Consider the following 24,103-nt stretch of genomic DNA (forward strand, 5'->3'; position numbering starts at 1 on the left):
GGCGGCAGCCCGGATCGACACGGCGCACCGAGATCGTCGGAACTTTTTTCCGCACCCCTGCGGTCCGTCTCCTGCTGGGGTGCGGCGCTACTGTCCGCGCTGGACCAGCGCCGCACCCAGCAGCACGATCACCGCGCCCACCGGGGTGTTCCAGTGCAGCGCCTCGCCCAGCACCACGACCCCGGCCACCGTGGCCACCAGCGGGGTGAGGTAGGTGACCGTCTGCGCGGTGGTCGGGCCGACCTCGGCCACCAGGCCGTACTGGAGCAGGAAGGCGAAGCCCGTGCCGAGCACGCCCAGGGCGAGCACCGAGAGCGTGGGGGCGAGCTCGAAGCTGCCGGGCAGGTGCGTGCAGAACGCCGAGACGATCGCCAACTGGGTGCTCGCCAGCAGGAGCTGTCCGGTGGTCAGGGAGAGGTTCGACTCGCTGCGGCCCGCCAGTGTGCGGCGGACCCAGATCCAGCCGACGGGGTAGCTCAGCGAGGCGGCCAGGGCCAGCCCCGCGCCCAGCGGGTCCACGCCGTGGAATCCCTGCCAGACGCCCAGCACCGTCAACACGCCCAGGAATCCGACGCCGAGCCCGGCCATGCGCCGCGGACTCGGCCGGTCCTCGGCGAGTGCGACCAGGGAGAGCAGCATCCCCCACAGCGGCGAGGTCGCGTTGCAGATGCCCGCCAGCTGGGAGGGGATGCGCGTCTCCGAGTAGGCGAACAGGGCGAAGGGCAGGGCGTTCAGCAGGAAGGCCGCGACCGCCAGCCGCCACCAGACGCCGGCGCCGCGCGGCAGCGGCTGCCGCTTGGCGAGCAGCACCACCAGCAGCACCGCCGAGCCCGCGACCAGTCGCCCCAGGGTGACCTGGAGCGGTGCGAAGCCCCGGTTGCCCACCTTCATGAACAGGAAGCTGAACCCCCAGATCAGCGAGAGCGCGGCGAACTTCAGCCGCCAGCCGGCCAGCCGACGGACGAGCGAAGGGCGATGGGCGGCGACGACCTGGGTGGGACGCGGAGCGATGGTGGCGGGCATGGACCCACCCTCGCTGAGCATTACGTCTAAGCACAAGCGAGAATACTTTCCAGCTACCGCGTAGTGTTGCTTACATGTTGAACCTGGAGCGTCTGCGCGTCCTCGACGCCGTGGCCCGGCACGGCTCGGTCACCGGAGCGGCCGAGGGCCTGCACATCACCACCTCCGCCATTTCCCAGCAGCTCGCCAAGCTGGAACGGGAGGCCGGCCAGCAGCTGCTGGCCAAGCACGGCCGGGGCATCCAGCTGACCGACGCCGGCCGGCTGCTCGCCGAGCACGCCGCCGGAATCCTGGCCCAGGTGGAACGCGCCCGCGCCGACCTGGAGGCCCAGCGCGGCGAGGTCGTCGGGGAGCTGCGCGTCGGCGCCTTCCCCACCGCCGCCCGCGGCCTGCTCCCCGGCGCGCTCACCACGCTGCGCGGCGCGCACCCGCAGCTGCGCGTGCGCGTGCTGGAGTGCGAGCCTGCGAGCTGCGTGCGCAGCCTGGTCCGCGGCGACCTGGATCTCGGCATCGTCGTCGACTGGTACAACAAACCGTTCGCCCTGCCCTCCGGCCTGCTGAAGGCGCCGCTGGTGACCGACACCGTCGACCTGGCCGTCCCGGCCGACCACCCGCTGGCCGACCGCACCGAGGTGGGGCTGGAGGACTTCGCCGAGGACGACTGGATCTGCTGGCGGGAGGGCGAGTTCTGCTACGACTGGCTGGTCTTCACCATGCGGGCCAAGGGAATCGAACCGCACATCGTCCACCACGCCGAGGAGCACGAGACCCAGCTGGCCCTCGTCGCCGCGGGCCTCGGCGTCGCCGTCCTGCCCCGCCTCGGACGCGGCCCCGCGCCGTCCGGCGTCCGCCTGCTGCCGGTCCGCCGCTCGATCAGCCGCCACCTCTACGCCACCTGGCGCGCCGACGCGGACCGCCGCCCCGCGATCCGCGCGGCCCTGACCGCGCTGACGGCGCTGACCGCGCCGGCGGCACCGCCCGCGTAGCCGACGGCTGTTACGGAGTTGAGAAGAGCTGCCGCAACTGCTGTTCGAGGGACGAACGTCCATAGCGGCGACGGGCGGGCCAGGGGGGCACGCCGTGGCCTCTGGAGACTCACGTGAACCGCAAGAGCGTCGTTCTGGCTGTCCTGCTTTCCGCCGCCGTGGGCGGACTGACCACGGCCTGTTCCGGGTCGACGCCCACCGCCGCGCCGTCCACCGGCAGGGTCACGGTCACCGCCTCGGCCGCGACGCCCACGACGGCGTCCCAGCCCACCACTCCTGCCACGACCGCGTCGGCGATCTCCCAGTCTGCCCCGTCGGCCACGGCCACCGCCGCCGCGCCGGTCCTCGGCACCGTCTGGGCGCCCGGCGTCCAGGGCTACGGCCTCGCCCGCCCCTCCGGACTGGACAACCACGGCGACCCCACCGGCATCGTGGACCACCTGCGCTGGTCCTCCTGGGGCGGGGCGACCGCCCGCGGCACCGGCACCGCCGAGTACGTCGCCCCCAACCAGTCCGTCGCCCAGGGCACGGAGACCCAGGCCACCGTCGTCGCCTTCGACCTCGGCACCTGCCACGGCAAGCCGGCCTACCGCGCGCTCGAGTGGTACTTCCCCGCCAAGGGCCAGCACTTCGACCCCACCCGCTACTTCGACCCGTGCACCGGCCAGGACCACGGCATGTAGCGACGCCGTCGGGCGCGGGCACACCTGCACGCGCCCAGCCGCACGTACCGCCTCAGCACCGGGACTGGATCTCCACGCGGTGGCGGATGTACTCGTCCGGATGGGCCCGGCCGATCGCCAGCGCCTCCGCCACCAGGTCCTGCAGTTCGGCTGGGAAGGCGGACGGCCCGAGGCGCAGACCGGGAAGGATGCACCTGCGGACGTCCACGTCCTCGTTGCCGACGAACGTCCGGAGGCAGGCCTCGTTCCAGTCCCGCGCCACAGCGCCAAGGGCCTCGGACTCCGCCGCTGTCGGAGACTCGGGGCGCTGGAGCGGGAGACCCGCCCAGTACCACGCGCGCGCGGCACCGGCGCGCTCCGGATCGCTTCCCGTCCGCAGGTAGTCCAGCAGCGCCGAGCAGACGGCCAGCCGTCCGAAGGAGTTCAGCGCCGCCTCGACGAACCAACGGTCGAAGCTCGGGTCCGGATCGTGGACGGCCGCTCTGAGCAGGGCGTCGAAGGAGCCCTCGGGGAAGGTCTCCCCCCGGCGAAAGGCCTCACGCAGCGCCCCGCGCACCGCGTGACCCCATTGCGCTTCTGTGCACGGGTCCGCCCTCGGGACGACGGACAGACCGGTGACCCTGGCCACCTCGTCCAGGCACTCCCGGAAGACCCCGCTTCCGTCCCGACTCTGCTCGGGCAACGCCATGAACACCTGCGCCGCCCCCTCGCGGTCCCCCTCGACCGTCCCGCTCTCGTCCACAGCCACATGCCCCCGCTTCTGTCGCGAACGTGTCCGGCAGCGTAGTCGGCGGCGGTTCACTCCGGAATGCGTCCACCGCACGATGCGGTTGGATGCAGGTATGGCATCACGTGCACGCGTTCGCGCCCCCCAGCTCGTCGGCAAGGGCGGATGGCTCAACACGGGCGGCAAGGAACTCACCCTTGCCGACCTGCGAGGAAAGATCGTCGTCCTCGATTTCTGGGTGTTCTGCCACTGAACTCCAGCCAATGAACGCCCAAGAAAATGGACCGCCTGAGTCGCGCTGAACTGCGATGATGCCGCCCATGCAGGATGTCGATCTTCTTGCCTCTCTTCTGGGCTCGTTGGCCAAAGCGCCACGCGTCTACTCGCTCTGCCGACAGGACTCGGACGCAGACCTGGCCTCCCACGTCCTCGAAGTAGCCAAGGCCGCAGAGAAGCAGTGGGCTCACGACGCGATGCAGGGGGCCATGGGTCCCAGCTCCGTCGACCAAGTCGCCGCGGCGCTGAGTCCGGTCACTTCGGAAGTTGCGCTCGAACTGACGGTCAATCTGTCAGCGTCGGACCTGATCCACCCCAACCACGACCACCGCGATCGTGCTCACGCGGCACGGGCGGCCCAACGAGTCGTCGCCTTGCTGGGTCCGCAAGCCCAATGGGTCTCCAACACCGAGGCCCCTGGCAGAACGGCCGCGCCTGGGACCCGGTCACGATGTTCACCTTCGACGGCGTCATCGCCGGCCGGGGAGCAGGCTTCGTGATTGTGCTCCTTCAGTTTGGCGAAGACCGACGAGCCAGCAAGGGGACCCCGCCACGGCCCCACGCCGAGAGACGAGGACAGGCATGTTCAGCAAGGTTCAGGGACTGAGGCCCGACGTAGCCGTGCAATGGGCTGCCCTCGTCGAGGAATGCCGACCTCTGCTGGCAAAGGACGGGATGGACTCCGTGCAGACGCACTTGGCGGAACAAGGCGTGAGCATCATCGCCGCGATCGCCATCACCAGGGCCTTGCTCGGTTGGGACGAGACCCCGCTCCGAGTCGCGCACGAGATCGTAATCATGAGTGGCGCGCGAAACAGCTGAGCAGCGAGAGCGCCCACGACCACGAATCCCCGGGGCCACCGAGCCCGGAAGCGGGATCACGGCACTACTGGCTCAGCCCCTGCCAGGTCGCGCCAGCGGGCTTCCTCAGCCTCGTGCGAGCCCCTGAGCGTTTCAGCCACCACGACATTCCCTTCGACCGGCTCGCTCGCGCGCGCAAGAAGGGTCAGCGGCCAGGTCGGTGTCCCGCTCTTTCCGCTGAAGCAATGCCAGCTCCAGGGATGCTCAAAGCGCCACGCCTCGCCCTCCGCGTCGACGACCTCGTCTCCGATTTCAAGAAACGCATAGGGCCGGAACAGCAGCTCCAACTCCATCGGCTCGTGGCCGCCCGGGTACATGAGGCACCCCTGGTCTTCGAGGTCGGGGTCGAAGGTCTGTCCGTGGCGCATGACGTACAGAGACCAGGTCGGTCTCGGCAGCCATCCCGAATCCTGAGCCGGGTCGAACCGCTCGACGGACAGCACATGGACTGTCGTCGCAGGGATGCCGACCCGACAGACATCCCCGGCAGCAAGGTCGAGCGCGTCGGGGTCCAGGCAGAAGAGGTCCATGTCCCGCTCGTAGTGGTCCGACCTACGTGGGAAGGCTCGATCACCGTTCCAGCGGTACCGCGAGTCGCGATCAACGTCCCCCAAGGCCAGCGGACGAAGACGTAGTACGGCGAATCGCTGGAGATACGAGCGTCGACCGGCTCGCACCGCACTCTCAGCACGTCCCCTGCACGAACGTCCATCGGCGCGGGCTGATCGTCGGCTGAAGGATCCACTCTGTTGTCCGGCACTTCTTGTCCCGCCCCCACAGCTAGTAGGGCTTGGTCAGGTTCGTATGGGTGTGGGGATGTCGCGGTGGCAGGTAGGGCAGGCGCCGGCCCAGGTGGCGAGGAGTAACTGCAACTCCCGGACGATTTGGTAGAGGCTCAGGCCGGCGCCGCGTCTTTTGGGGCGGTGGTCAGCCTGCGCAGCGTGCAGAACGCGTGGGCGAGGGAGACCAGGGTGACGTGGTGGTGCCAGCCGTTGAACGTGCGGCCCTCGAAGTGGGCCAGGCCGAGGGCCTGTTTCATCTCGCGGTAGTCGTGCTCGATCCGCCAGCGCAGTTTGGCCAGCCGGACCAGGGTGGTCAGTGGGGTGTCGGCAGGCAGGTCGGAGAGCCAGAACTGGACCGGTTCTGCTTCCTTCGCGGGCCATTCGGCCAGCACCCAGCACTCGGCGAGTTCCACGCCCTGGGTGGCGTCGCGGATCTCGCGTCCGGCGGGGCGGATCCGCAGGGCCACGAAACGCGAGTACATGCGCTTGTAGCCGCTGCGGCCCGTGCCCGGACGTGAACCCTCGCGCCACTGCACCGGACGTGCCGCACTTCGCCCTGCCTCGATGACCAGGGCTTTGACCGAGCGGGCCGCCTCGGGGTACTTCGGCACCGGTGGCCGCCCGGTGCCGCTGTACGGCGGCGTGACCGGGCGGGCCGAAGCCGGATGGGCAGTGGGTGTGGTCGAGATCCCGACTACGTAGTGCAGACCGCGCTGGTTCAGCCCCAGCCGGAACGCGGCAGCGTCGCCATAGCCCGCGTCCGCCAGGACCAGCGGCACGTCCACGCCCCACGAGCGGGTCTCGTCGATCATGTCGAGCGCGAGTTGCCACTTCTCGACGTGGCCCAGGTCGGCCGGGATGCCGCAGCGATCCCGGCGGGCGACCTTGACGGGGTCGGCCTGATCCGAGCCCGGGTCCCAGGACTTGGGCAGGAACAGGCGCCAGTTGACCGGCGCGGAGGCGTGGTCGCGGGCCAGGTGCACCGACACGCCGACCTGGCAGTTGGTGACCTTGCCCGCGGTGCCGGTGTACTGCCGCGACACGCCCGCGGAAGCGTCGCCGTCCTTGAGGAACCCGGTGTCGTCCACGACCAGCACGCTCGGGTCGATCGCCTCGTGCATCCGCCACGCCAGCCTCGCCCGCACATGCGCCCAGTCCCACGGGCTGGAGGTCACGAAATGGGCCAGGGCCTGGCGGTTTCCGTCCTCTCCCAGCCGGGCGGCCATCGGCTCCACTGACTTGCGCCGCCCGTCCAACAGCAGCCCACGCACATACGCCTGCCCCCAGCGGTGCTGATCGGTGCGCGCGAACGCCTCGAACATCTCCGCCGTGAACGCCACCAGGTCCTCCCGGACCTGATCCAACTCCCCAGGTGTCACACACCATCAACGCGCGCAACCCCACCAGGACACGCCACCAGCGCGTACACCTGACCAAGCCCTACTAGTCGTTCCGGTACCAGTCGCCTTGTGCCTTCAGGGCCCGCGTCAGGTAGTCCCGGAGGCTGTAGGTCACGAGATAGCGGCTGTCCGTCTCGTGGTCCCAGACGAAGACCTCGTCACGTTCAGGCTGCCGAACGAAGGCGAAGTGGTCTCCGCCCCCGTTGTCCCCGAAGAACATGACCGGCTCGAACGGCATGTACAAGCTCCGGAAGTCCGGTGTGGACCGGAAGACGAGGTTGTCCCGCACGATGCGCTCGGCGCTCCAGACGACGTCCAGTGCGGTGGGGCCGCGGACCCCGTCGCACTCGGCGAGCAGGCTCGCAAGGTCCGGCGAGATCGGCTGTCCCAGCGCCTCAGCCACATCAGCCAGCGCCTTCTCGGATGCCGGCTCACCACACACGGCGTCCCCGAACACCTCAAGGACCAGTTCACGCCACACCGGGCACCTCCATGGCGTGACAACCTACTGGAATGCCCTGACAGCCTGATGCGGTTGGATGCAGGTATGGCATCACGTGCACGCGTTCGCGCCCCCCAGCTCGTCGGCAAGGGCGGATGGCTCAACACGGGCGGCAAGGAACTCACCCTTGCCGACCTGCGAGGAAAGATCGTCGTCCTCGATTTCTGGACCTTCTGCTGCATCAACTGTCTCCATGTGCTCGACGAGCTCCGCGAGCTGGAGGAGGCGCATCGGGACACGTTGGTGATCATCGGGGTGCACTCGCCCAAGTTCGTGCACGAGGCCGAGCACCAGGCCGTGGTCGACGCCGTCGCGCGGTACGGGGTGGAGCACCCCGTGCTGGACGACCCGGAGCTTGCGACGTGGAAGCAGTACGCCGTGCGGGCGTGGCCGACGCTGGTGGTGATCGATCCCGAGGGGTACGTCGTCGCGCAGCACGCCGGGGAGGGGCACGCGCATGCGATCGCCTCGCTGGTCGCGGAGCTGGAGGCGGAGCACGGGGAGAAGGGGACGCTGCGGCGCGGGGACGGTCCTTATGTCGCGCCGGAGACGGTGCCGGGGGCGTTGAAGTTCCCCGGGAAGGCCGTCGCGCTGCCCGGGGGCGGATATCTGGTCGCGGACTCCGGGCACCACTCGCTGGTGGAGCTCGCCGAGGACGGCGAGACCGTCGTGCGACGGATCGGGAGCGGGGACCGGGGCTTCGTCGACGGGAAGGCGGAGGAGGCCCGGTTCAGCGAGCCGCAGGGGCTGGCGCTGCTGGGCACGGACGAGGTCGTCGTCGCGGACACGGTCAACCACGCGCTGCGCGCGGTGACGCTGGCGACGGGTGAGGTCAGGACGCTGGCCGGGACGGGTCGGCAGTGGTGGCAGAACTCCGCGACCAGCGGACCGGCCCGTGAGGTGGATCTCTCCTCGCCGTGGGACGTCGCCGTGTTCGACGGCGCGGTGTGGATCGCGATGGCGGGCACGCACCAGCTGTGGACCTACGACCCGGCCGCCCTGACCGTCCAGGTCGCGGCGGGGACGACCAACGAGGGACTGGTCGACGGGCCGCCGTTGGAGGCGTGGTTCGCGCAGCCGTCCGGGCTGGCCGCGTCGGCGGACGGGACGCGGCTGTGGGTGGCCGACTCGGAGACCTCCGCGGTTCGCTGGGTCGAGGCGGGCACCCACGTGGTGCGGACCGCCGTGGGCACCGGGCTCTTCGACTTCGGCCACCGTGACGGCGTCGCCGAGCAGGCGCTGCTGCAGCACCCGCTCGGGGTGACCGTGCTGCCGGACGGGTCCGTGGCCGTCTCGGACACCTACAACCACGCGCTGCGCCGCTACGACCCCGCCTCCGGCGAGGTCAGCACGCTGGCGACGGATCTGCGGGAGCCGTCGGGCGCGGTCGTGGTCGGCGAGGACGTGGTCGTGATCGAGTCCGCGCGGCACCGGCTGACCCGGATGCGGCTGCCGGAGGCGGCGGTGCGGGTCGAGGCGGCCGCGCACCGGACGCAGCGTCCGGCGACCGAGGTGGCGCCGGGCACGCTGACGCTGGACGTCGTCTTCGCGCCGCCCGCCGGGCAGAAGCTGGACGAGACCTACGGTCCGGCGACCCGGCTGCTGGTCAGCTCCACCCCGCCGGAGCTGATCCTGTCCGGTTCAGGCAACGACACCGCTCTGCGTCGCGAGCTGGCCCTCAACCCGGAGGTCTCCGAGGGCGTGCTGCACGTCTCGGCGATGGCCGCCTCCTGCGACGCGGACCCGGCGATCGAGTTCCCCACCTGTCACGTGCACCAGCAGGACTGGGGCGTGCCGGTGCGCGTCACGGACGCGGGGACGGCGCGGCTGGCGCTGGTGCTCGCGGGGATGGACGAGCAGTAGGCCTTTGCGGGGCCGCCGCCTGACGGCGGCCCCGGCAGCGGCCCAGGCGGCGGCTCAGCTCTCCAGGAACGCCTTGAGCGCGCTCGCCAGCAGGAACGGGTCGTCCGCGCCGCACAGTTCGCGGGCCGAGTGCATGGACAGCGCCGCGATGCCGCAGTCGACCGTCGCGATGCCCAGCCGGGCCGCGGTGATCGGGCCGATGGTCGTGCCGCAGGGGACGGAGTTGTTGGACACGAAGGTCTGCCACGGCACCCCGGCCCGCTCGCAGGCGCTCGCGAAGACGGCGCGGCCCACGGCGTTGGTCGCGTAGCGGTTGTTGACGTTGACCTTGAGGATCGGGCCGCCGTTCGGCATCGGGTGGTGGCCAGGCTCGTGGCGCTCGCTGTAGTTCGGGTGGACGGCGTGGCCCATGTCCGAGGAGAGACAGACGGTGCCGGCCAGCGCGCGGGCGCGGTCCTCCAGGCTGCCGCCGCGGGCGAAGACGGAGCGGTCGAGGACGTTGCCGAGCAGCGGGCCCTGGGCGCCGGTGTCGGACTCGCTGCCGTTCTCCTCGTGGTCGAAGGCGGCTAGCACCGGGATGCTCGTCAGTCCGCCCTGGAGGGCGGCCGCCGCGAGGGCGGCGGTGCCCGCGTGGACGGAGAGCAGGTTGTCCAGTCGCGGCGCGGCCAGCAGCTCCCGGTCGCGGCCCAGGTAGGAGGGCGGCTGGACGTCGTGGACCATCAGGTCCCAGCCGGCCACGTCCTCCGGCGCGAGCCCGGCCGACGCGGCGACGTAGGCGATGAGCGAGCCCTCGTCGACCTTGCCCAGACCCCAGATCGGCGTGACGTGGCGCTGCCGGTCCAGGGTCAGCGCGTCGTTGACGCTGCGGTCGAGGTGGATCGCCAGCTGCGGCACCCGCAGCAGCGGCTCGTCGAGCTGGACCAGGACGGTGCTGCCGTCGCGCAGCGCGAGGCGTCCGGAGAGGCCGAGGTCGCGGTCGAGCCAGGTGTTGAGCGGGACGCCGCCGTAGATCTCGACGGCGACCTGGCGCCAGCCGGCCGAGCCGGTGTCCGGGATCGGCTTGACCCTGAGGTTCGGCGAGTCGGTGTGGGCCCCGATGATCCGGAAGGGGGTGTCCGGGGTCGCGTCCTCGGGGACGTACCAGGCCACCAGCGCGCCGCCGCGGATCAGGTAGCGGCCGCCGGGGGTGCCCTCCCAGGCCGCCGTCTCCTCGACCTGCCGGAAGCCGGCCTTCTCGAGCCGCGCCGCCGCGCTCGCCACCGCGTGGAACGGCGAGGGGCTGGACTGCAGATAGGTGATGAGGTCATCGGTATGACTGCGGTCGAACGCGTGGCTGGTGGAGGCGGCGGCTGTGGCGGGGGTCAAAGCTGCTCCAGAGGTGCTGAGGGTTTCGGTGCTCTTCAATCTCTGCCCGAGCATAGGCCCGTGCCCCCACCGGGCGGGGGACGAGCGGACGAGGGGAGCGGCGGACGGGGCCGGACGGTTGCGGGGCGAGGACGGGGCCGGGCGGTGAGGCGCCCGGCGTGCGGGCAGGGGACGGCGAAGGCCCGGACCCCTGAGGGTCCGGGCCTTGGTGCTCCGTTCTCGGTCAGCGCGTCCGTCGGTCAGCGCCGACCGGGTGACCTTCCGGTCAGAACGCCGCCTCGGGGAGGTCCATGATCGCGTTGTCGATGCCCTCGGCGAGCAGACGCTGCGTGTGGACGCCCGGCAGGACGTTCCGGGTGAAGAAGCGGGCCGCCGCGATCTTGCCCTGGTAGAACGGCACGTCCTTCTCGGACGCACCGGCGGCCAGCTTGGCCTGGGCCACCGCCGCGGCGCGCATCAGCAGCCAGCCGATGACCACGTCGCCGGAGGCGAGCAGCAGTCGGGTGGTGTTCTGGCCGACCTTGTACATGTTGCGCAGGTCCTGCTCGACCGAGCCGAGCTGGGCCAGCATCGCGCCGACGATGGCCTCCAGGTCGCCCGCGGCGGCGGCCAGCAGGTCGCGCTCGGCGGCCAGCTCCTCGCCGCCCACGCCGCCCGCGATCGACTTGAGGATCTGCTCCGACAGGGCGGTCAGCGCCTGGCCCTGGTCCTTGACGATCTTCCGGAAGAAGAAGTCCTGGCCCTGGATGGCGGTGGTGCCCTCGTACAGGGTGTCGATCTTGGCGTCCCGGATGTACTGCTCGATCGGGTACTCCTGCAGGAAGCCGGAGCCGCCGAAGGTCTGCAGCGACTGGGCGAGCTGCTCGTAGGACTTCTCCGAGCCGTAGCCCTTGACGATCGGCAGCAGCAGGTCGTTCAGGCGCTCGGGCGCGGAGGCGTCCTCGCCGCGGGCCTTGGCCAGCTGGATCTCGTCCTGCACGGAGGCCGTGTAGAGGACCAGGGCGCGCATGCCCTCGGCGTAGGCCTTCTGCGTGAGCAGCGAGCGGCGCACGTCCGGGTGGTGCGTGATGGTGACGCGAGGCGCGGTCTTGTCGAGGAACTCGGCCAGGTCCGGGCCCTGCACGCGCTCCTTGGCGTACTCCAGCGCGTTCAGGTAGCCGGTGGAGAGGGTGGCGATCGCCTTCGTGCCGACCATCATGCGGGCGAACTCGATGATGCGGAACATCTGCCGGATGCCGTCGTGCTTCTCGCCGACCAGCCAGCCCTTGGCCGGGTGCTTGGCGCCGAAGGTCATCTCGCAGGTGTTCGAAGCCTTGAGGCCCATCTTGTGCTCGACGTTGGTGGCGTAGGCGCCGTTGCGCTCGCCCAGCTCGCCGGTCTCCCAGTCGAAGTCGTACTTCGGCACGATGAAAAGGGAGAGGCCCTTGGTGCCGGGGCCGTGGCCCTCGGGGCGGGCCAGCACCAGGTGGATGATGTTCTCGGACATGTCGTGCTCGCCCGAGGTGATGAAGCGCTTGACGCCCTCGATGTGCCAGGAGCCGTCCTCCTGCAGCACGGCCTTGGTGCGGCCGGCGCCGACGTCGGAGCCCGCGTCGGGCTCGGTCAGCACCATGGTGGCGCCCCAGCCCTTGTCGACCATCAGCTGGGCGACCTTGTGCTGCTCCTCGGTGCCCTCCTCCTCGACGACGCCGGCGAAGGCCGGGCCGGAGGAGTACATCCAGATGGCCGGGTTGGCGCCGAGCACCATCTCGGCGTACGCCCAGACCAGCGAGTTCGGGGTGGGCGTGCCGCCGATCGCCTCCGGGATGCCCAGACGCCACCACTCGGCGTCCATGAAGGCCTCGTAGCTCTTCTTGAACGTCGCGGGTATCGGCGCGGTGTTGGTCTCCGGGTCGAAGACCGGCGGGTTGCGGTCGGCGTCGGCGAAGGAGGCCGCCAGCTCGTTCTCCGCGAGGCGGGAGATCTCGCTCAGGATGGACTTCGCCGTCTCGACGTCCATGTCGGCGAACGGCCCGGTGCCGTAGACCTCGTCGCGACCGAGTACCTCGAAGAGGTTGAACTCAAGGTCGCGGAGGTTGGACTTGTAGTGACCCATAGTCGTGAACCCTCAACTCGATCGACAAGATCTACAGCGATCTACCAGCAAGTAGCCACCATGATGCTACCCAAGGGTAACTTAGATCAACCCCTCCGGGATCTGTCCTGCGTCACATCTGTCGCTAGCCTTGACCCGTGTACGGCTATGAGCAGCCCCAGCAGGGGCCGAACCAGGGTTACCAGCAGCCCTACCCGGAGCCCACTCCGCCCTCGCTGGCGGACGCGGTCCGGGCCTTCACCTCGGGCGCGATGACGGTCGAGGACTTCCAGTCGGTCTTCATCACCTCCAAGGTCTACTGCCCGCGCGGCGAACGCCCCGGCTTCCTGGCCCTGCACAACACGCCGCAGCCGGTGATCCCGATGTTCAGCTCCCTCAAGGAGCTGCGCCGCTACGCGGGCAAGGACTCGAAGTACTTCACGGTCAGCGGGGCAGAGGTGCTCGACCTGCTGCCCACCGGCTACGGCTTCGCGATGGACATGGAGGGCGAGCACCGGATGGTCTTCGACGCGAAGTCTGTCGAACAGATGGTCGATTTCACCATGCGGAGGATGTACGGCTGACGGTCCACGGAGAGCCGGACCCGGAGGGGCGGGGCAAGGGGCGGGGAATTAGTTGACGCTTCAACTTGCTTCACGGTTCAACGTTCAACTACTTTGGACGTGACGCAAGAGCCGAGGAGGCAGCCATGCCCGCTGTGACCGTTGAGAACCCGCTGGTTCTGCCGCGGGTGGAGACGCCCGACCCGGCGGCGACGACCGCACGCCCGGTCCTGGGCGTCGTCACCGCGCCCGAGGGCTTCGAGGGCGAGGGATTCCCGGTCCGCCGGGCCTTCGCCAAGATCAATACGAAGTTCCTCGACCCGTTCATCATGATGGACCAGATGGGTGAGGTGGAGTACGCGGCCGGCGAGCCCAAGGGAACCCCCTGGCACCCGCACCGCGGCTTCGAGACCGTCACCTACCTGATCGACGGCGAGTTCGTGCACCAGGACTCCACCGGCGGCGGCGGATTTCTCGGCGGCGGCGACACCCAGTGGATGACGGCGGGTTCCGGGATCCTGCACATCGAGACCCCGCCCGAGTCGCTGGTCCTCACCGGCGGCCTCTTCCACGGAATCCAGCTGTGGGTGAACCTGCCGGCCTCGGACAAGATGATCGAGCCGAAGTACCAGGACATCCACGGCGGCGAGGTGAAGCTGCTGACCACCCCGGACGGCGGCGCGGTGCTGCGCCTCATCGCCGGCGACCTCGGCGGCCACGACGGGCCCGGCTCGACCTTCACCCCGATCACCATGATCCACGCCACCGTCAGCCCCGGAGCCAGGATCACCCTGCCGTGGCGCCCGGACTTCAACGCGCTCGTCTACGTCCTGAACGGCGAGGGCACGGTGGGCGAGGAGAACCGTCCGATCCACATGGGCCAGGCGGCGGTCTTCGGCGACGGCGACAGCATCGCCCTGCAGGCGTCGGCGATGCAGGAGTCGCGCTCGCCCAATCTCGACGTCATCATTCTCGGCGGCCTGCCCATCCGCGAACCGGTCGCACACTACGGACCTTTCGTGATGAACAGTCATCAGGAACTGCAGCAGGCAATCGAGGATTTCAACGCCGGACGATTCGGGCAGATCCCCCCGTCCGCGTCCTGATCGACGCACCGTCAGTCCCGCCGGAGCCCCGTCCACGAATTAAATGGACGGGGCTCCGGCGCGTCTGTCATACCTATGGTCTAACGTTCAGACTATTCACAGCCGATGCGCTGTGCGGGTCGACTGCAGCGCCCTGCCCGCGTCGGTATTTACGGCGTGTTCACACACGCTTGTTCTGGGGGTCTTTCTTTCGTGAAGCTTCGTACTTCCGCTGCCACCGCTCTGGCCGCCACCGCCGCCGTCCTCGCGATGGGCGCCGCGCCGGCCATGGCCGCGACCACGCACACGGCCGCCACGCTCAAGCCGACCACGCTGTCGCTGAGCGCCAACGTCACCTGGGCCAAGTACGGCCAGTGGGCCACCCTGACGGCGCACCTGGGCCCGACGGCCGCCAACCGCACGGTCGAGATCGACGGCGCCGGCTGGGGCGCCGGCTCCTGGGTCCTCAAGAAGGCCAACGTCGACCGCAACGGCAACCTGGTCGCCTACGCCAAGATGAGCCGCAACACCACCTTCACCGCGAAGTTCGCCGGCGACTCCAAGGACGCCGCCGCGTCGGCCAAGCGCGTGGTCTACTCCTCCGCCGGGGTCACCAGCCGCATGTTCGGCTACTACGGCACCAGCGGCGCGTACCACCTGTACCACTACAACACCCTGGCCGGTAACAAGGGCAAGCCGGTCTTCGGCGGCCAGGTCCTGCAGAACAAGGGCGGCGAGTCCGTCAACCTCACCTGGCAGGTCTACTACCACGGCGCTTGGCGCACCGCGAACTCCGGCGGCTTCCAGCTGGACAAGCAGTACAGCGCGTTCAGCGTCTGGTTCCAGGACGTCCCGCAGTTCAAGGGCCTGAACGAGCGCGTCTCTTTCAGCTACGCCGGTGACGGCGTGAACACCGGCGCCAACTCCGGCTGGAGCTACTTCCGCGTCAGCTGACGCGGCGAAGCGCTAGCGCACGCGGGCGTAGAGGGCCGTGGCGTCGTCACGGCTCTTGCCCCGCGGCCAGCGGGCGCACGCCGGGTCCGTGGCCTCGGCCTCGCGGACCCGGCGGACCAGCTCGGCCGGGCCGCGCTGGTCCATCAGACGCATCGCGTCGGGCCAGCCGCCCAGATCGAACCGGTCGACGAACCGCGCCGCCCCGTCGGTGAGCGCCGCGAACGCGCGGAGCTCGGCGAGCGGGGCGCTGCCCGTCTCGGCGAACTCCGCCGCGCGGGGCAGCGCGGAGGCGACCCACGGGCCGTGCCCGGTGTTCCGCGCGGCCCGCACCGCCAGCGCGTAGCGCATGTGCAGGGAGGCCCGTTCAGGACTGCCGTGGGCGGCCGCGTAGACCTGGCGGCGCAGGCCCTCCCCCGCGGGAAAGGGCTGGTTGTCGCCGATCACGGCGTAGTTGCCGTCGCGGTCGAGCACCAGCTGCGAGTCCCCGAGTACGAGGTACTGCAGCGAGGGGCCGTGACCTCGGGCCGCGACGACCATCGCGGCGGGCGTGTTCGGATGCGCGAGATCGCACCGGGCACCGTGCAGGGACGCCGTCTCGGCGATGGCGTCGCTCAGACACTGGGCCATCGTCCGGTCCGGCCGGTCCGTCAGCCGGGCCAGCAGGTGCACGCCGAGACGGCGGACGAACCAGGCCGTCCCGTGCTCACAGCCGTTCTCCATCGCCGTCGGCGAGCTGCAGCCGTCCAGCATGACGAAGGCGTCGCCGGACGACGCCACGAAATCCTCGTTCGGACGGTCGACCCGCTGCGGTTCCCCCGCCATCTCCACACGCATGCTTGCCAGTGTGCGGCGCTCCGGCGTTGATCGGCAGGACTTTGACGCGCCATCACCCGCTATTCGGCTGGTTCGCACACATGTCCCGAAAACTACGGAACCCACCCACCGACTCGGCCGCCAGCATGGCGTGCCCGATGGCGCGGGTGACCACGTCCGCCGCGGCCGCGAAGATCTCGTTGAGCGCCCCCGCCTCGGCATGGACCGCAAAGGCCGGATCACCTTCCGGCGCCGGCAGCGGGCGGGCCCCGGAGGCCAGGGCGAAGACGGTGTCGCCGTCGGAGAGCAGGTGCACCGGGCGCAGGGCGCGGGCCAGACCGTCGTGGGCGGTGCCCGCGAGCTTGTGGGCCTGGGCCTTGGTGAGGGCGACGTCGGTGGCGACGACGGCGAGGGTGGTGTTCAGCGCGCCGGGGCGCTCCGCGGGCGGTCCGTCCTGCGGCGACAGGGCGAGCGCGGGGAACTCACCCGGCTCGCCGAAGCGGGCGGCGTAGAGCTCCCCCGACACCGGGTCCACCGCCGAGCCGACGGCGTTGACCGCGACCAGCGCGCCGACGGTGATCCCGGACGGCAGCCGCAGGGACGCCGTCCCGATCCCGCCCTTGAGCCCGCCGGCGACGGCGCCGGTCCCCGCGCCGACGTTGCCCTGGACGACCGCGGACGCGGCGGCCTGGGCGGCTTGACGGCCAAGGGCCGCGTCGGGGCGTGCCCGCCAGTCGCCGCCCCGGCCCAGGTCGAAGAGCGCGGCGGCGGGGACGACCGGCACGACCTGCGTCGGCTCCGTCCCGACCCTGAACCCCCGGCCCTGCTCCTCCAACCACCCGACCACCCCGCCCGCGGCGTCCAGCCCGAAGGCGCTGCCGCCCGAGAGGACGACCGCGTCCACCCGCGGCACGAGGTTGCGCGGATCCAGCGCGTCCGTCTCCCGCGTCCCCGGCCCGCCCCCGCGCACCTCCACGCCCGCGACGGCGCCCCCCTCCGGCGCGAGCACGACGCTGACCCCGGTCAGCCACCCCTCCCCCACCCGCTGGGCGTGCCCGACCCTGAACCCGGGCACGTCGGTGAGCGCGTTGGCGAGTGCACCTGTCGTAGCCGTCACCCCGTCAGTCTCGCACCGCCACGGCTTCGCCTCACGACGGGCGCGGCACATCTGCAGGCGAGGAACCACCCCGTGCGGATGGCCCTGCGCGTCGAGGACCATCCGCTCATCGGTGGCTTGTCGCGCAGTTCCTCGCGCCCCTGGGGGAGTGCAACTGGCTCTCTGTCGGGACCCGTCATGCCCGCGCGCCGGAGGCGCGCAGTTCCTCGCGCCCCTGGATGTTGCAACTCGCCCTTTGCTGACAGGCACCGCGCCCGCGCGCCGGAGGCGCGCAGTTCCTCGCGCCCCTGGAGAGTGCAACCGACCCATCGTCGACAGGTACCGCGCCCCCGGAGGGTGCAACGCACTCATCGCCGGGGGAGGGCGCGCTAGCGTGCGGGGTATGGAGCTCACGCAGATACGACTGCTGGTCACCGACTTTCCCGCCGTCTACCGGTTCTATCGCGACGTCGTCGGACTCACCCCCCAGTTCGATGCCGAGCAGGGTCCCTACGCCAAGCTCAGCCCGCCCGGCGGCAGCGCCGCCGTCGCCCTGCAGCAGCGCGACCACGTCGCCGCGCTGCTGACCGACGCCGCCATCCCGCCCGGCGAGGGCCTGCGCGCGCTGATCGCGTTGCGCGTGGACGACCTGGAGAAGGCCTGCGCGGAGCTGACCGAGCGCGGTGCCGTGGTCGAGCCCGGACCGGCGCCGATGGGCGACCGCCTGCTCGTGGCCTACCTGCGCGACCCCGAGGGCAACGTCGTCGAGCTCCAGCAGTGGCTGGCACTGGGCTGATCCCGGCGCTGGACGGGCACGCGCGGGCCGCCTGAGTACGATGAAAACCATGGTCCCCGGAGCCGCCGCCCCCGCTTCCGCCGTCGACGCGCAGTCCGCGCCCGCGGCGCTCGACGTGCCCGCCGCCGCGGCGCTCGACGCCGCCGACGCGGAGCGGGTGGCGAGCACGCTGCAGGCCCTGGCGACCCCGTCGCGGCTGCGGATCCTCTCCCGGCTGCGGCAGGGGCCCTGCACGCCCAAGGAGCTGGCGGCGGACGTCCGGATGGAGCAGTCGTCCTGCTCGCACCAGCTGCGGCTGCTGCGCAACCTGGGCCTGGTCGCGCGCGAGCGGCAGGGCAGGTCCGTCGTGTACGCGCTCTACGACGACCACGTCTCAGCCCTGCTCGACCAGGCCGTCTACCACGTCGCCCACCTCCGCGTGGGCGACTGAGCCGCTGCGCGCTACCGCACCGCCGGGGGCCTCGGCTGCTGGCGGCCGACGGGCTCGCCGCGGCGGACGGATCCGGGCGCGCGGCGGCTGGGGCCGCCGGCCAGCTTGGACGAGGCCAGCTGCCAGGGCACGCTGATCACCATCACGCCCGGCATGAAGAGCAGCCGGCTCTTGAGCCACAGCGCCGACTGGTTGTGCAGCGGCTGCTCCCACCAGTGACCGACCACGTACTCGGGGATGAAGACCGCCACCGCGTCGCGCGGCGCGTCCTTGCGCAGTGCGCGGACGTACGCGACGACCGGCCGGGTGATCTCCCTGAAGGGCGAGTCGAGGACCTTGAGCGGCACGTCGATCTCGTACTCGCTCCACGTCCGTTCGAGCTGGGTGGCCTCGCCCCGGTCGACGGAGACGGTGACGGCCTCCAGCGTGTCCGGACGCAGCGCCTCGGCGTAGCCGAGGGCCCGCAGGGTCGCCTTGTGCAGCTTGGAGACCAGCACCACGCCGTGGACCCTGGCCGGCCTGGCCCGCTCGCCGCTCGGGTCCTCGACCTCCAGCTCGTCGGAGACGGCGTCGTAGTGGCGCCGGATGGCCTTCATGTTGACGAAGAGGAAGATCGCGGCGACCACCGCCAGCCAGGCTCCCTGGGTGAACTTGGTCGCCAGCACGATCACCAGGACCAGGCCGGTGGTGACCGCACCGAAGGAGTTGATGACCCGTGAGCGCTTGGCCGCGCCGCGCACCCTCGGATCCTCCTCGACCCGCAGCAGGGCGTTCCAGTGCCGGACCATGCCGATCTGCGAGAGCGTGAACGAGGTGAAGACGCCCAGGATGTAGAGGTGGATCAGGCTGGTGACGTCCGCCTTGTAGGCGACCATCAGCGCCACGTTGACCAGTGCCAGCGCGAGGATGCCGTTGGAGTAGGCGAGCCGGTCGCCGCGGGTGTGCAGTTGGCGCGGCAGGTAGCGGTGCTGGGCGAGGATCGACGCGAGCAGCGGGAAACCGTTGAAGGCGGTGTTCGCAGCCAGGATCAGGACCAGCGCGGTGACGGCCTGGATGTAGTAGAAGAGCAGGCTGTGGTCGCCGCCGAAGATCGCCGCCGCGAGCTGCGCGATGACGGTCTGCTGCGGCGCGGTGGAGCAGTCGGGGAAGCCGACGAGCTGGCAGCCGTCGGCGGTGATGTGGATCTTCGAGGTCAGCGCCAGGATCGTGATGCCGGAGAACATCACCACGGCGGTGATGCCCATGACCGACATGGTCTGCGCGGCGTTGCGCGACTTCGGCTTGCGGAAGGCGGGGACGCCGTTGGAGATCGCCTCGACACCGGTCAGCGCGGTACAGCCGGAAGCGAAGGCGCGCAGGGCGAGCATCAGCAGGGCGAAGCCGGTCAGGGTGTTCTTGTGGTCCTCCGGCGTGATCGGGTACTGCGCGCTGGAGGCGACCGGCGAGTGCCCGAAGGCCATCTTGACGAACCCGGTGACCACCATCAGCACGATGCCCGCGATGAAGAGGTAGGTCGGCGCCGCGAAGGCGTTGCCGGACTCACGCACCCCGCGCAGGTTCACCGCCGCCAGCAGCGCGATGAAGATGACGGCCATCAGCACCCGGTAGTCCGCGAGCCCGTTGAACGCGGAGATGATGTTGTCCACGCCGGAGGCGACCGAGACCGCGACCGTCATCACGTAGTCGACCAGCAGCGAGGCCGCGACGACCAGGCCCGCGTTGGCCCCGAGGTTGGACGAGACGACCTCGTAGGATCCGCCGCCGCTCGGGTAGGCGTAGACGACCTGCCGGTAGGACATCACCACGACCGCCATCAGCACCACGACCGCGAGACCGATCCACGGGGTGAGGTAGAGGAAGGCCGTGCCGCCGATGGTCAGTACCAGCAGGATCTCCTGGGTCGCGTAGGCGACGGAGGAGAGCGGGTCCGAGGCGAAGATCGGCAACGCCAGGCGCTTGGGCAGCAAGGTCTCGCCGAGCTCTTCGCTGCGCATGGCCCGGCCGATGACCAGACGTTTGAGGGCCTGGGGGATGTTCACCACGAACCGAGACTAGGTGATTGGCCATATCTGTCCTGATCTCGCCGCGCCGCCACCGATCCGATCCCCCGTGCGCGGGGCGCAAAGAAGGCGTCAGAATGCGGACGCCCGGCGTATGGAAAGCGTCAAGGCCTCTCGAAACCCCGGGCGGGCGCGGCTGTGATGACCATGTGTTCCAGGACTCCGCCCCCGTCGACATGCCCACGCCGCTGCTCTTCGTGCTCGCCTTCGGCGTCGCGGCGGCGGTCTCGGTGTTCGCCGGCGCGGTGACCACGCCGAAGCACGCCGTGCTGGGCCTGGTCGTCGTCGGCGCGGCCTGCGCGGCCGTGACCCGCCGCGGCTCGGGGCCGAGGGCGGCGCTGGTCGTGGTCCCCGTCTTCTGGCTCTGCTTCGACGGCTTCGTCGAACACCGCTTCGGCGTCCTCGGGTGGAACGGAACCACCGACGCCTACCGCCTCGCCGCGCTCCTCGCCGCCGCGTTGCTCCCCTTCCTCGGCCGCGCCCTGCACGGCGTCCGGACCGCACGGCGCCGCTTCCGCCGCGCGTCCCTGGAGTGGTTCGAACCGGAGATGCCGGAACGGACGCACCCCTCGGCCTGGAACTAGAACCGCACGGCACGGGTGCGGGGCTCCGCCGCTTCCGGCCGAGCCCCGCACCTGACCGGGGAAACGTCAGGCCCGGAGCGTGAAGTAGAGCCAGGGGCCGGTCCTGCCGTACGCCACAAGGCAGTAGTGGAACGGCGTCAGCCGGATCGACCGAGCGCGGCCGACTCGACGACGAGCGTTCGGCAGGCGGCAGGCGTACCCCAGGCGTCGCGGAGAGGACGGGCCTTGCGGAGCCAGAGGCTGAGGTCGAGCTCCTCGGTGTAACCGATCGCGCCGTGGAGCTGGAGGGCGGCGCGGGCGGCGGTGCAGGCGGCCTCGCCTGCGGCGACCTTGGCCATGGCGACGTCGCGGCTGTCGAGCGAGAGCGCGGCGGCGTGGACGAGCGGCTGCGCGAACTCCAGCGCGATCAGCACGTCAGCAAGGCGGTGCTTGACCGCCTGGAACGAGCCGATCGCCGCGCCGAACTGGCGTCGCTCCTTGACGTACCCGACGGTCCGCGCGAGCAGCGTCCGCCCGACGCCGAGCGACTGGGCGGCGGTGACCAGCGCCGCGACCAGCCCCGCGCGTTCCGCGGCGCGGCGCACCGGCGGGCCGGAGGCGAGGATTTCGCCGCCGGCGTCGGGCCGGTGGAGCCGACGTGCCGGGTCGTGCGAGGCGAGCGGGGGCGGTCCGGGGACGACGGCCGCGCGCAGCTCGTCGTCGGAGACGACGAGGACGGCGTCCGCGCTGTCGGCGTCGAGCGCGTAGCGGGAGGTGAACGGCGAGGCCGAGGCGGTGTCGAGGCGTGCCAGGCTGAGCACCGCGGTGCCGGTGGCGATGCCGGGGAGCCAGGCCTTGGCGAGCGCGGGCTCACCCAGTTCGGCCAGGAGTGTCGCCGCGGCGACCGTCTCCACCAGCGGACCGGGGACGGCGTGACGGCCCAGGACCTCGAAGGCGACGGCCAGTTCGAGCGGGAGCGGCCCCACACCTTCGAACGGCCCGGGGACGGCCAGGGCGAGGACGCCCGCCTCGGCCAGACCGGACCAGAGGGCGCGGCCGGGGCCGGGGCGCCGCCCGACCAGGCCCGGGCGACGGCCGGGACGTCGGCGGCGGAGAGCATCGCGTCCAGCGAGTGCGCGAAGGCGCGCTGCTCGTCGTCGAGAAGGAACCGCACCGCTACCGCCGTCCTTTGGGCAGGCCGAGCAGGCGCTCGGCGATGATGTCGCGCTGGATCTCGTTGGTGCCCGCGTAGATCGGCCCGGCCAGGGAGAAGACCCAGCTCTCCGCCCAGGGCCCGTCCGCCAGTTCGGCCTCGCCGCCCAGCAGGTCCAAGGCCGTCTCGTGCAGGGCGATGTCGTACTCGGACCAGAACACCTTGTTGAGGCTGGACTCCGCTCCGATCGCGGCGCCCGCGGCGAAACGCGAGGCGTTGGCGTAGGTGAAGAGCTGGTAGGCGCGCGCACCGATCAGCGCGTCCGCGACGCGCGGTGCGAGCGCCGGATCGGCCGACTCCCGCCAGAGCGCGGCCAGCCGCCGGGCGGACGCCAGGAACCGGCCGGGCGAGCGCAGGGTGAGCCCGCGCTCGTTCCCCGCGGTGCTCATCGCGACCCGCCAGCCCTCGCCGACCGCGCCGATCACGTCCTCGTCGGGCACGAAGACCCCGTCAAGGAACAGCTCGGCGAAGGCCGGCTTGCCGTCCAGCCGCCCGATCGGACGCACCGTCACGCCGGGCGCCCCGAGGTCGAACATGAGGTAGGTGAGCCCCTGGTGCGGCCGCGGCAGGCCGGGCTCGCTGCGGAAGAGGCCGAAGGCGCGGTCGGCGAAGGCGGCCCGCGAGGACCAGGTCTTCTGGCCGTTCAGCAGCCAGCCGTCGTCCGTGCGCACAGCGGTGGAGCGCAGCGAGGCGAGATCGGAGCCGGACTCGGGCTCGGACCAGGCCTGGGCCCAGATCACCTCGCCGCTCGCCATCGGCGGCAGCACCCGCGCGCGCTGCTCGGCCGTGCCGTGGTCGAAGAGGGTCGGAGCCAGCAGGTTGATGCCGTTCTGCGAGACCCGGCCGGGGGCGCCGACGGCGAAGTACTCCTCCTCGAAGACCAGCCAGCGCATGATGTCCGCGCCGCGACCGCCGTACTCCTCGGGCCAGGACACCACCGACCAGCGGTCGGCCGCGAGCTCCGCCTCCCAGGCGCGGTGCGCGGCGAAGCCCTCGCGGGTCTCCAGGGAGGGCAGCGGCGTGGCCGGGGCGTGCGCGGCCAGCCAGGCGCGGGCCTCGGCGCGGAACGCCTCGACCTCGGGCGTGTGCTGCAACTCCACTACTGGCCCGCCTTCTTCATCTTCGCGATGTCCATCCCGCCGAGGGAGTCGGCCGCGACCTCGGCGTTGTGGGCGTGGGCGAGGTGGTGCAGGCCGAAGACGGAGTCCAGCCCCGCGTGCAGGCCCTGCAGATCCTCCGCCTGGTTGACGGCGCGCTTGGTGAGCGCGAGGCCGAGCCGCGGCATCTCGGCGATGCGCTCGGCGAGTTCGAGGGTGCGCTCGGCCAGCTCGGCGCGCGGGACGACGCGGTTGACCATGCCGAGCTCGTAGGCGCGCACGGCGCCGATCCGGTCGCCGGTGTAGAGGAACTCCTTGGCGATCCTGGGCGGCATCACCCACGGGTGGGCGAAGTACTCCACCCCGGGGATCCCCATCCTGACGACCGGGTCGGCGAAGAAGGCGTCCTCGGCCGCGACGATCAGATCGCAGACCCAGGCCAGCATCAACCCGCCTGCCACGCACGCCCCCTGGACCGAGGCGACGACCGGCTTGGGCAGCTCCCGCCAGCGGCGGCACATGCCGAGGTAGACCTCGGACTCACGGGCGTAGCGACTCTCCGCGCCCTGCTTGTCGGAGTGGTCCCACCACAGGCCGGCCCGGCGGTCGAAGGGCAGATGCGCGTCGCGGCCGGGCGTGCCGATGTCGTGACCGGCGGAGAAGTGCTCGCCCGCGCCGCCCAGGACCACGACCCTGACCTCGCCGTCGTCGGCCGCGCGATAGAAGGCGGCGTCGAGGGCGTAGGTCATCGCGGAGTTCTGCGCGTTGCGGTAGCGCGGGCGGTTCATCGTCACGAAGGCGACCGGGCCGCGCCGTTCGTACAGAACGGGCGCCTCGTCATCCGGTGGAGCGGCGCTCATCGGCTCTCCTTCCCTAACAAGTGTTTGGTAG

General features: G+C 71.1%; 23 protein-coding genes and 1 pseudogene. 10 read left to right on the forward strand and 14 right to left on the reverse strand.

The window, feature by feature from the left end; all coding sequences use genetic code 11:
* Positions 1 to 87 precede the first annotated feature (87 nt).
* A complete protein-coding gene (locus BS83_RS04590) occupies positions 88 to 1,023 on the reverse strand; it encodes a DMT family transporter (protein ID WP_198035142.1) in 936 nt (311 codons plus the stop codon).
* 74 nt (positions 1,024 to 1,097) lie between these two features.
* Here BS83_RS04590 and BS83_RS04595 point away from each other — a divergent pair, with 74 nt between their 5' ends.
* The gene (locus BS83_RS04595; RefSeq protein WP_037601252.1) at positions 1,098 to 2,009 is read left to right on the forward strand and encodes a LysR family transcriptional regulator; all 912 of its coding nucleotides are present in this window, start codon (positions 1,098 to 1,100) and stop codon (positions 2,007 to 2,009) included.
* 113 nt (positions 2,010 to 2,122) lie between these two features.
* On the forward strand, positions 2,123 to 2,692 hold the full coding sequence (locus BS83_RS41390; RefSeq protein ID WP_051942631.1) for a hypothetical protein: 570 nt from the start codon (positions 2,123 to 2,125) through the stop codon (positions 2,690 to 2,692).
* A gap of 52 nt (positions 2,693 to 2,744) precedes the next feature.
* On the opposite strand, the gene BS83_RS04605 is transcribed toward BS83_RS41390, so the two are convergent.
* Positions 2,745 to 3,440: a hypothetical protein gene (locus BS83_RS04605; protein WP_232248051.1), complete on the reverse strand. Its 696-nt coding sequence runs from the start codon at positions 3,438 to 3,440 to the stop codon at positions 2,745 to 2,747.
* 100 nt (positions 3,441 to 3,540) lie between these two features.
* Positions 3,541 to 3,741, reverse strand: coding sequence for a hypothetical protein (locus BS83_RS46280; protein WP_198035143.1), 201 nt, complete (start codon positions 3,739 to 3,741; stop codon positions 3,541 to 3,543).
* A gap of 536 nt (positions 3,742 to 4,277) precedes the next feature.
* Here BS83_RS46280 and BS83_RS04610 point away from each other — a divergent pair.
* Positions 4,278 to 4,517 carry a hypothetical protein gene (locus tag BS83_RS04610; protein WP_037601254.1) on the forward strand — a complete coding sequence of 80 codons (240 nt, stop codon included), beginning with the start codon at positions 4,278 to 4,280 and terminating at the stop codon, positions 4,515 to 4,517.
* Between the two features lie 56 nt (positions 4,518 to 4,573).
* On the opposite strand, the gene BS83_RS41395 is transcribed toward BS83_RS04610, so the two are convergent.
* The 3 genes from BS83_RS41395 to BS83_RS04625 all read right to left on the reverse strand — a co-directional run bounded on the left by BS83_RS41395 (position 4,574) and on the right by BS83_RS04625 (position 7,219).
* Positions 4,574 to 5,086, reverse strand: a complete 513-nt coding sequence (locus BS83_RS41395; RefSeq protein WP_051942632.1) for a hypothetical protein — start codon at positions 5,084 to 5,086, stop codon at positions 4,574 to 4,576.
* Between the two features lie 365 nt (positions 5,087 to 5,451).
* Complete coding sequence (locus BS83_RS04620) at positions 5,452 to 6,717, reverse strand: IS701 family transposase (protein ID WP_037601117.1); 1,266 nt, start codon at positions 6,715 to 6,717, stop codon at positions 5,452 to 5,454.
* 64 nt (positions 6,718 to 6,781) lie between these two features.
* Positions 6,782 to 7,219 carry an SMI1/KNR4 family protein gene (locus BS83_RS04625; RefSeq protein ID WP_037601257.1) on the reverse strand — a complete coding sequence of 146 codons (438 nt, stop codon included), beginning with the start codon at positions 7,217 to 7,219 and terminating at the stop codon, positions 6,782 to 6,784.
* 66 nt (positions 7,220 to 7,285) lie between these two features.
* Here BS83_RS04625 and BS83_RS04630 point away from each other — a divergent pair, with 66 nt between their 5' ends.
* Entirely contained in the window at positions 7,286 to 9,103 is a 1,818-nt protein-coding gene (locus BS83_RS04630; protein ID WP_037601260.1) for a thioredoxin-like domain-containing protein, read from the forward strand.
* Positions 9,104 to 9,157: 54 nt separating this feature from the next.
* Here BS83_RS04630 and BS83_RS04635 read toward each other — a convergent pair whose 3' ends face one another.
* Positions 9,158 to 10,468, reverse strand: a complete 1,311-nt coding sequence (locus BS83_RS04635) for a M18 family aminopeptidase (RefSeq protein WP_037601263.1) — start codon at positions 10,466 to 10,468, stop codon at positions 9,158 to 9,160.
* Positions 10,469 to 10,733: 265 nt separating this feature from the next.
* Positions 10,734 to 12,563, reverse strand: coding sequence for an acyl-CoA dehydrogenase (locus BS83_RS04640; protein WP_037601266.1), 1,830 nt, complete (start codon positions 12,561 to 12,563; stop codon positions 10,734 to 10,736).
* Between the two features lie 137 nt (positions 12,564 to 12,700).
* Between BS83_RS04640 and BS83_RS04645 the strand changes: the two genes are divergently transcribed.
* The 3 genes from BS83_RS04645 (at position 12,701) to BS83_RS04655 (ending at position 15,144) form a co-directional block, all read left to right on the forward strand.
* Positions 12,701 to 13,126 carry an SseB family protein gene (locus tag BS83_RS04645; RefSeq protein WP_037601269.1) on the forward strand — a complete coding sequence of 142 codons (426 nt, stop codon included), beginning with the start codon at positions 12,701 to 12,703 and terminating at the stop codon, positions 13,124 to 13,126.
* A 125-nt stretch (positions 13,127 to 13,251) separates the two neighbouring features.
* Positions 13,252 to 14,211, forward strand: a complete 960-nt coding sequence (locus BS83_RS04650; RefSeq protein WP_037601272.1) for a pirin family protein — start codon at positions 13,252 to 13,254, stop codon at positions 14,209 to 14,211.
* 192 nt (positions 14,212 to 14,403) lie between these two features.
* Complete coding sequence (locus BS83_RS04655; RefSeq protein WP_037601274.1) at positions 14,404 to 15,144, forward strand: hypothetical protein; 741 nt, start codon at positions 14,404 to 14,406, stop codon at positions 15,142 to 15,144.
* 12 nt (positions 15,145 to 15,156) lie between these two features.
* Here the strand turns inward: BS83_RS04655 and BS83_RS04660 are convergent, their stop codons facing one another.
* Together BS83_RS04660 and BS83_RS04665 are read right to left on the reverse strand one after the other, a co-directional pair.
* Entirely contained in the window at positions 15,157 to 15,978 is an 822-nt protein-coding gene (locus BS83_RS04660; RefSeq protein WP_037601277.1) for a protein phosphatase 2C domain-containing protein, read from the reverse strand.
* Positions 15,979 to 16,030: 52 nt separating this feature from the next.
* Positions 16,031 to 17,074, reverse strand: a complete 1,044-nt coding sequence (locus BS83_RS04665) for a P1 family peptidase (protein ID WP_037602587.1) — start codon at positions 17,072 to 17,074, stop codon at positions 16,031 to 16,033.
* Between the two features lie 382 nt (positions 17,075 to 17,456).
* Here BS83_RS04665 and BS83_RS04670 point away from each other — a divergent pair, with 382 nt between their 5' ends.
* Entirely contained in the window at positions 17,457 to 17,849 is a 393-nt protein-coding gene (locus BS83_RS04670; RefSeq protein ID WP_037601280.1) for a VOC family protein, read from the forward strand.
* Positions 17,850 to 17,898: 49 nt separating this feature from the next.
* The gene (locus BS83_RS04675) at positions 17,899 to 18,279 is read left to right on the forward strand and encodes an ArsR/SmtB family transcription factor (RefSeq protein ID WP_084713136.1); all 381 of its coding nucleotides are present in this window, start codon (positions 17,899 to 17,901) and stop codon (positions 18,277 to 18,279) included.
* Positions 18,280 to 18,290: 11 nt separating this feature from the next.
* On the opposite strand, the gene BS83_RS04680 is transcribed toward BS83_RS04675, so the two are convergent.
* Entirely contained in the window at positions 18,291 to 20,321 is a 2,031-nt protein-coding gene (locus BS83_RS04680) for an APC family permease (RefSeq protein ID WP_037601281.1), read from the reverse strand.
* Between the two features lie 167 nt (positions 20,322 to 20,488).
* On the opposite strand from BS83_RS04680, the gene BS83_RS04685 reads away from it, so the two are divergent.
* Positions 20,489 to 20,923 carry a hypothetical protein gene (locus BS83_RS04685; RefSeq protein ID WP_037601284.1) on the forward strand — a complete coding sequence of 145 codons (435 nt, stop codon included), beginning with the start codon at positions 20,489 to 20,491 and terminating at the stop codon, positions 20,921 to 20,923.
* A gap of 137 nt (positions 20,924 to 21,060) precedes the next feature.
* Here the strand turns inward: BS83_RS04685 and BS83_RS04690 are convergent.
* The 3 genes and pseudogenes from BS83_RS04690 to BS83_RS04700 form a co-directional block, all read right to left on the reverse strand.
* Positions 21,061 to 22,076: pseudogene (locus tag BS83_RS04690) on the reverse strand (acyl-CoA dehydrogenase family protein).
* 2 nt (positions 22,077 to 22,078) lie between these two features.
* Positions 22,079 to 23,215: an acyl-CoA dehydrogenase family protein gene (locus tag BS83_RS04695; protein ID WP_037601287.1), complete on the reverse strand. Its 1,137-nt coding sequence runs from the start codon at positions 23,213 to 23,215 to the stop codon at positions 22,079 to 22,081.
* Positions 23,215 to 24,072: an enoyl-CoA hydratase gene (locus BS83_RS04700; RefSeq protein WP_037601291.1), complete on the reverse strand. Its 858-nt coding sequence runs from the start codon at positions 24,070 to 24,072 to the stop codon at positions 23,215 to 23,217. Before BS83_RS04700 ends, BS83_RS04695 begins: the two co-directional genes overlap by 1 nt.
* Between the last annotated feature and the right edge of the window lie 31 nt (positions 24,073 to 24,103).

The organism is Streptacidiphilus rugosus AM-16, from assembly GCF_000744655.1.
Lineage (GTDB): Bacteria > Actinomycetota > Actinomycetes > Streptomycetales > Streptomycetaceae > Streptacidiphilus > Streptacidiphilus rugosus.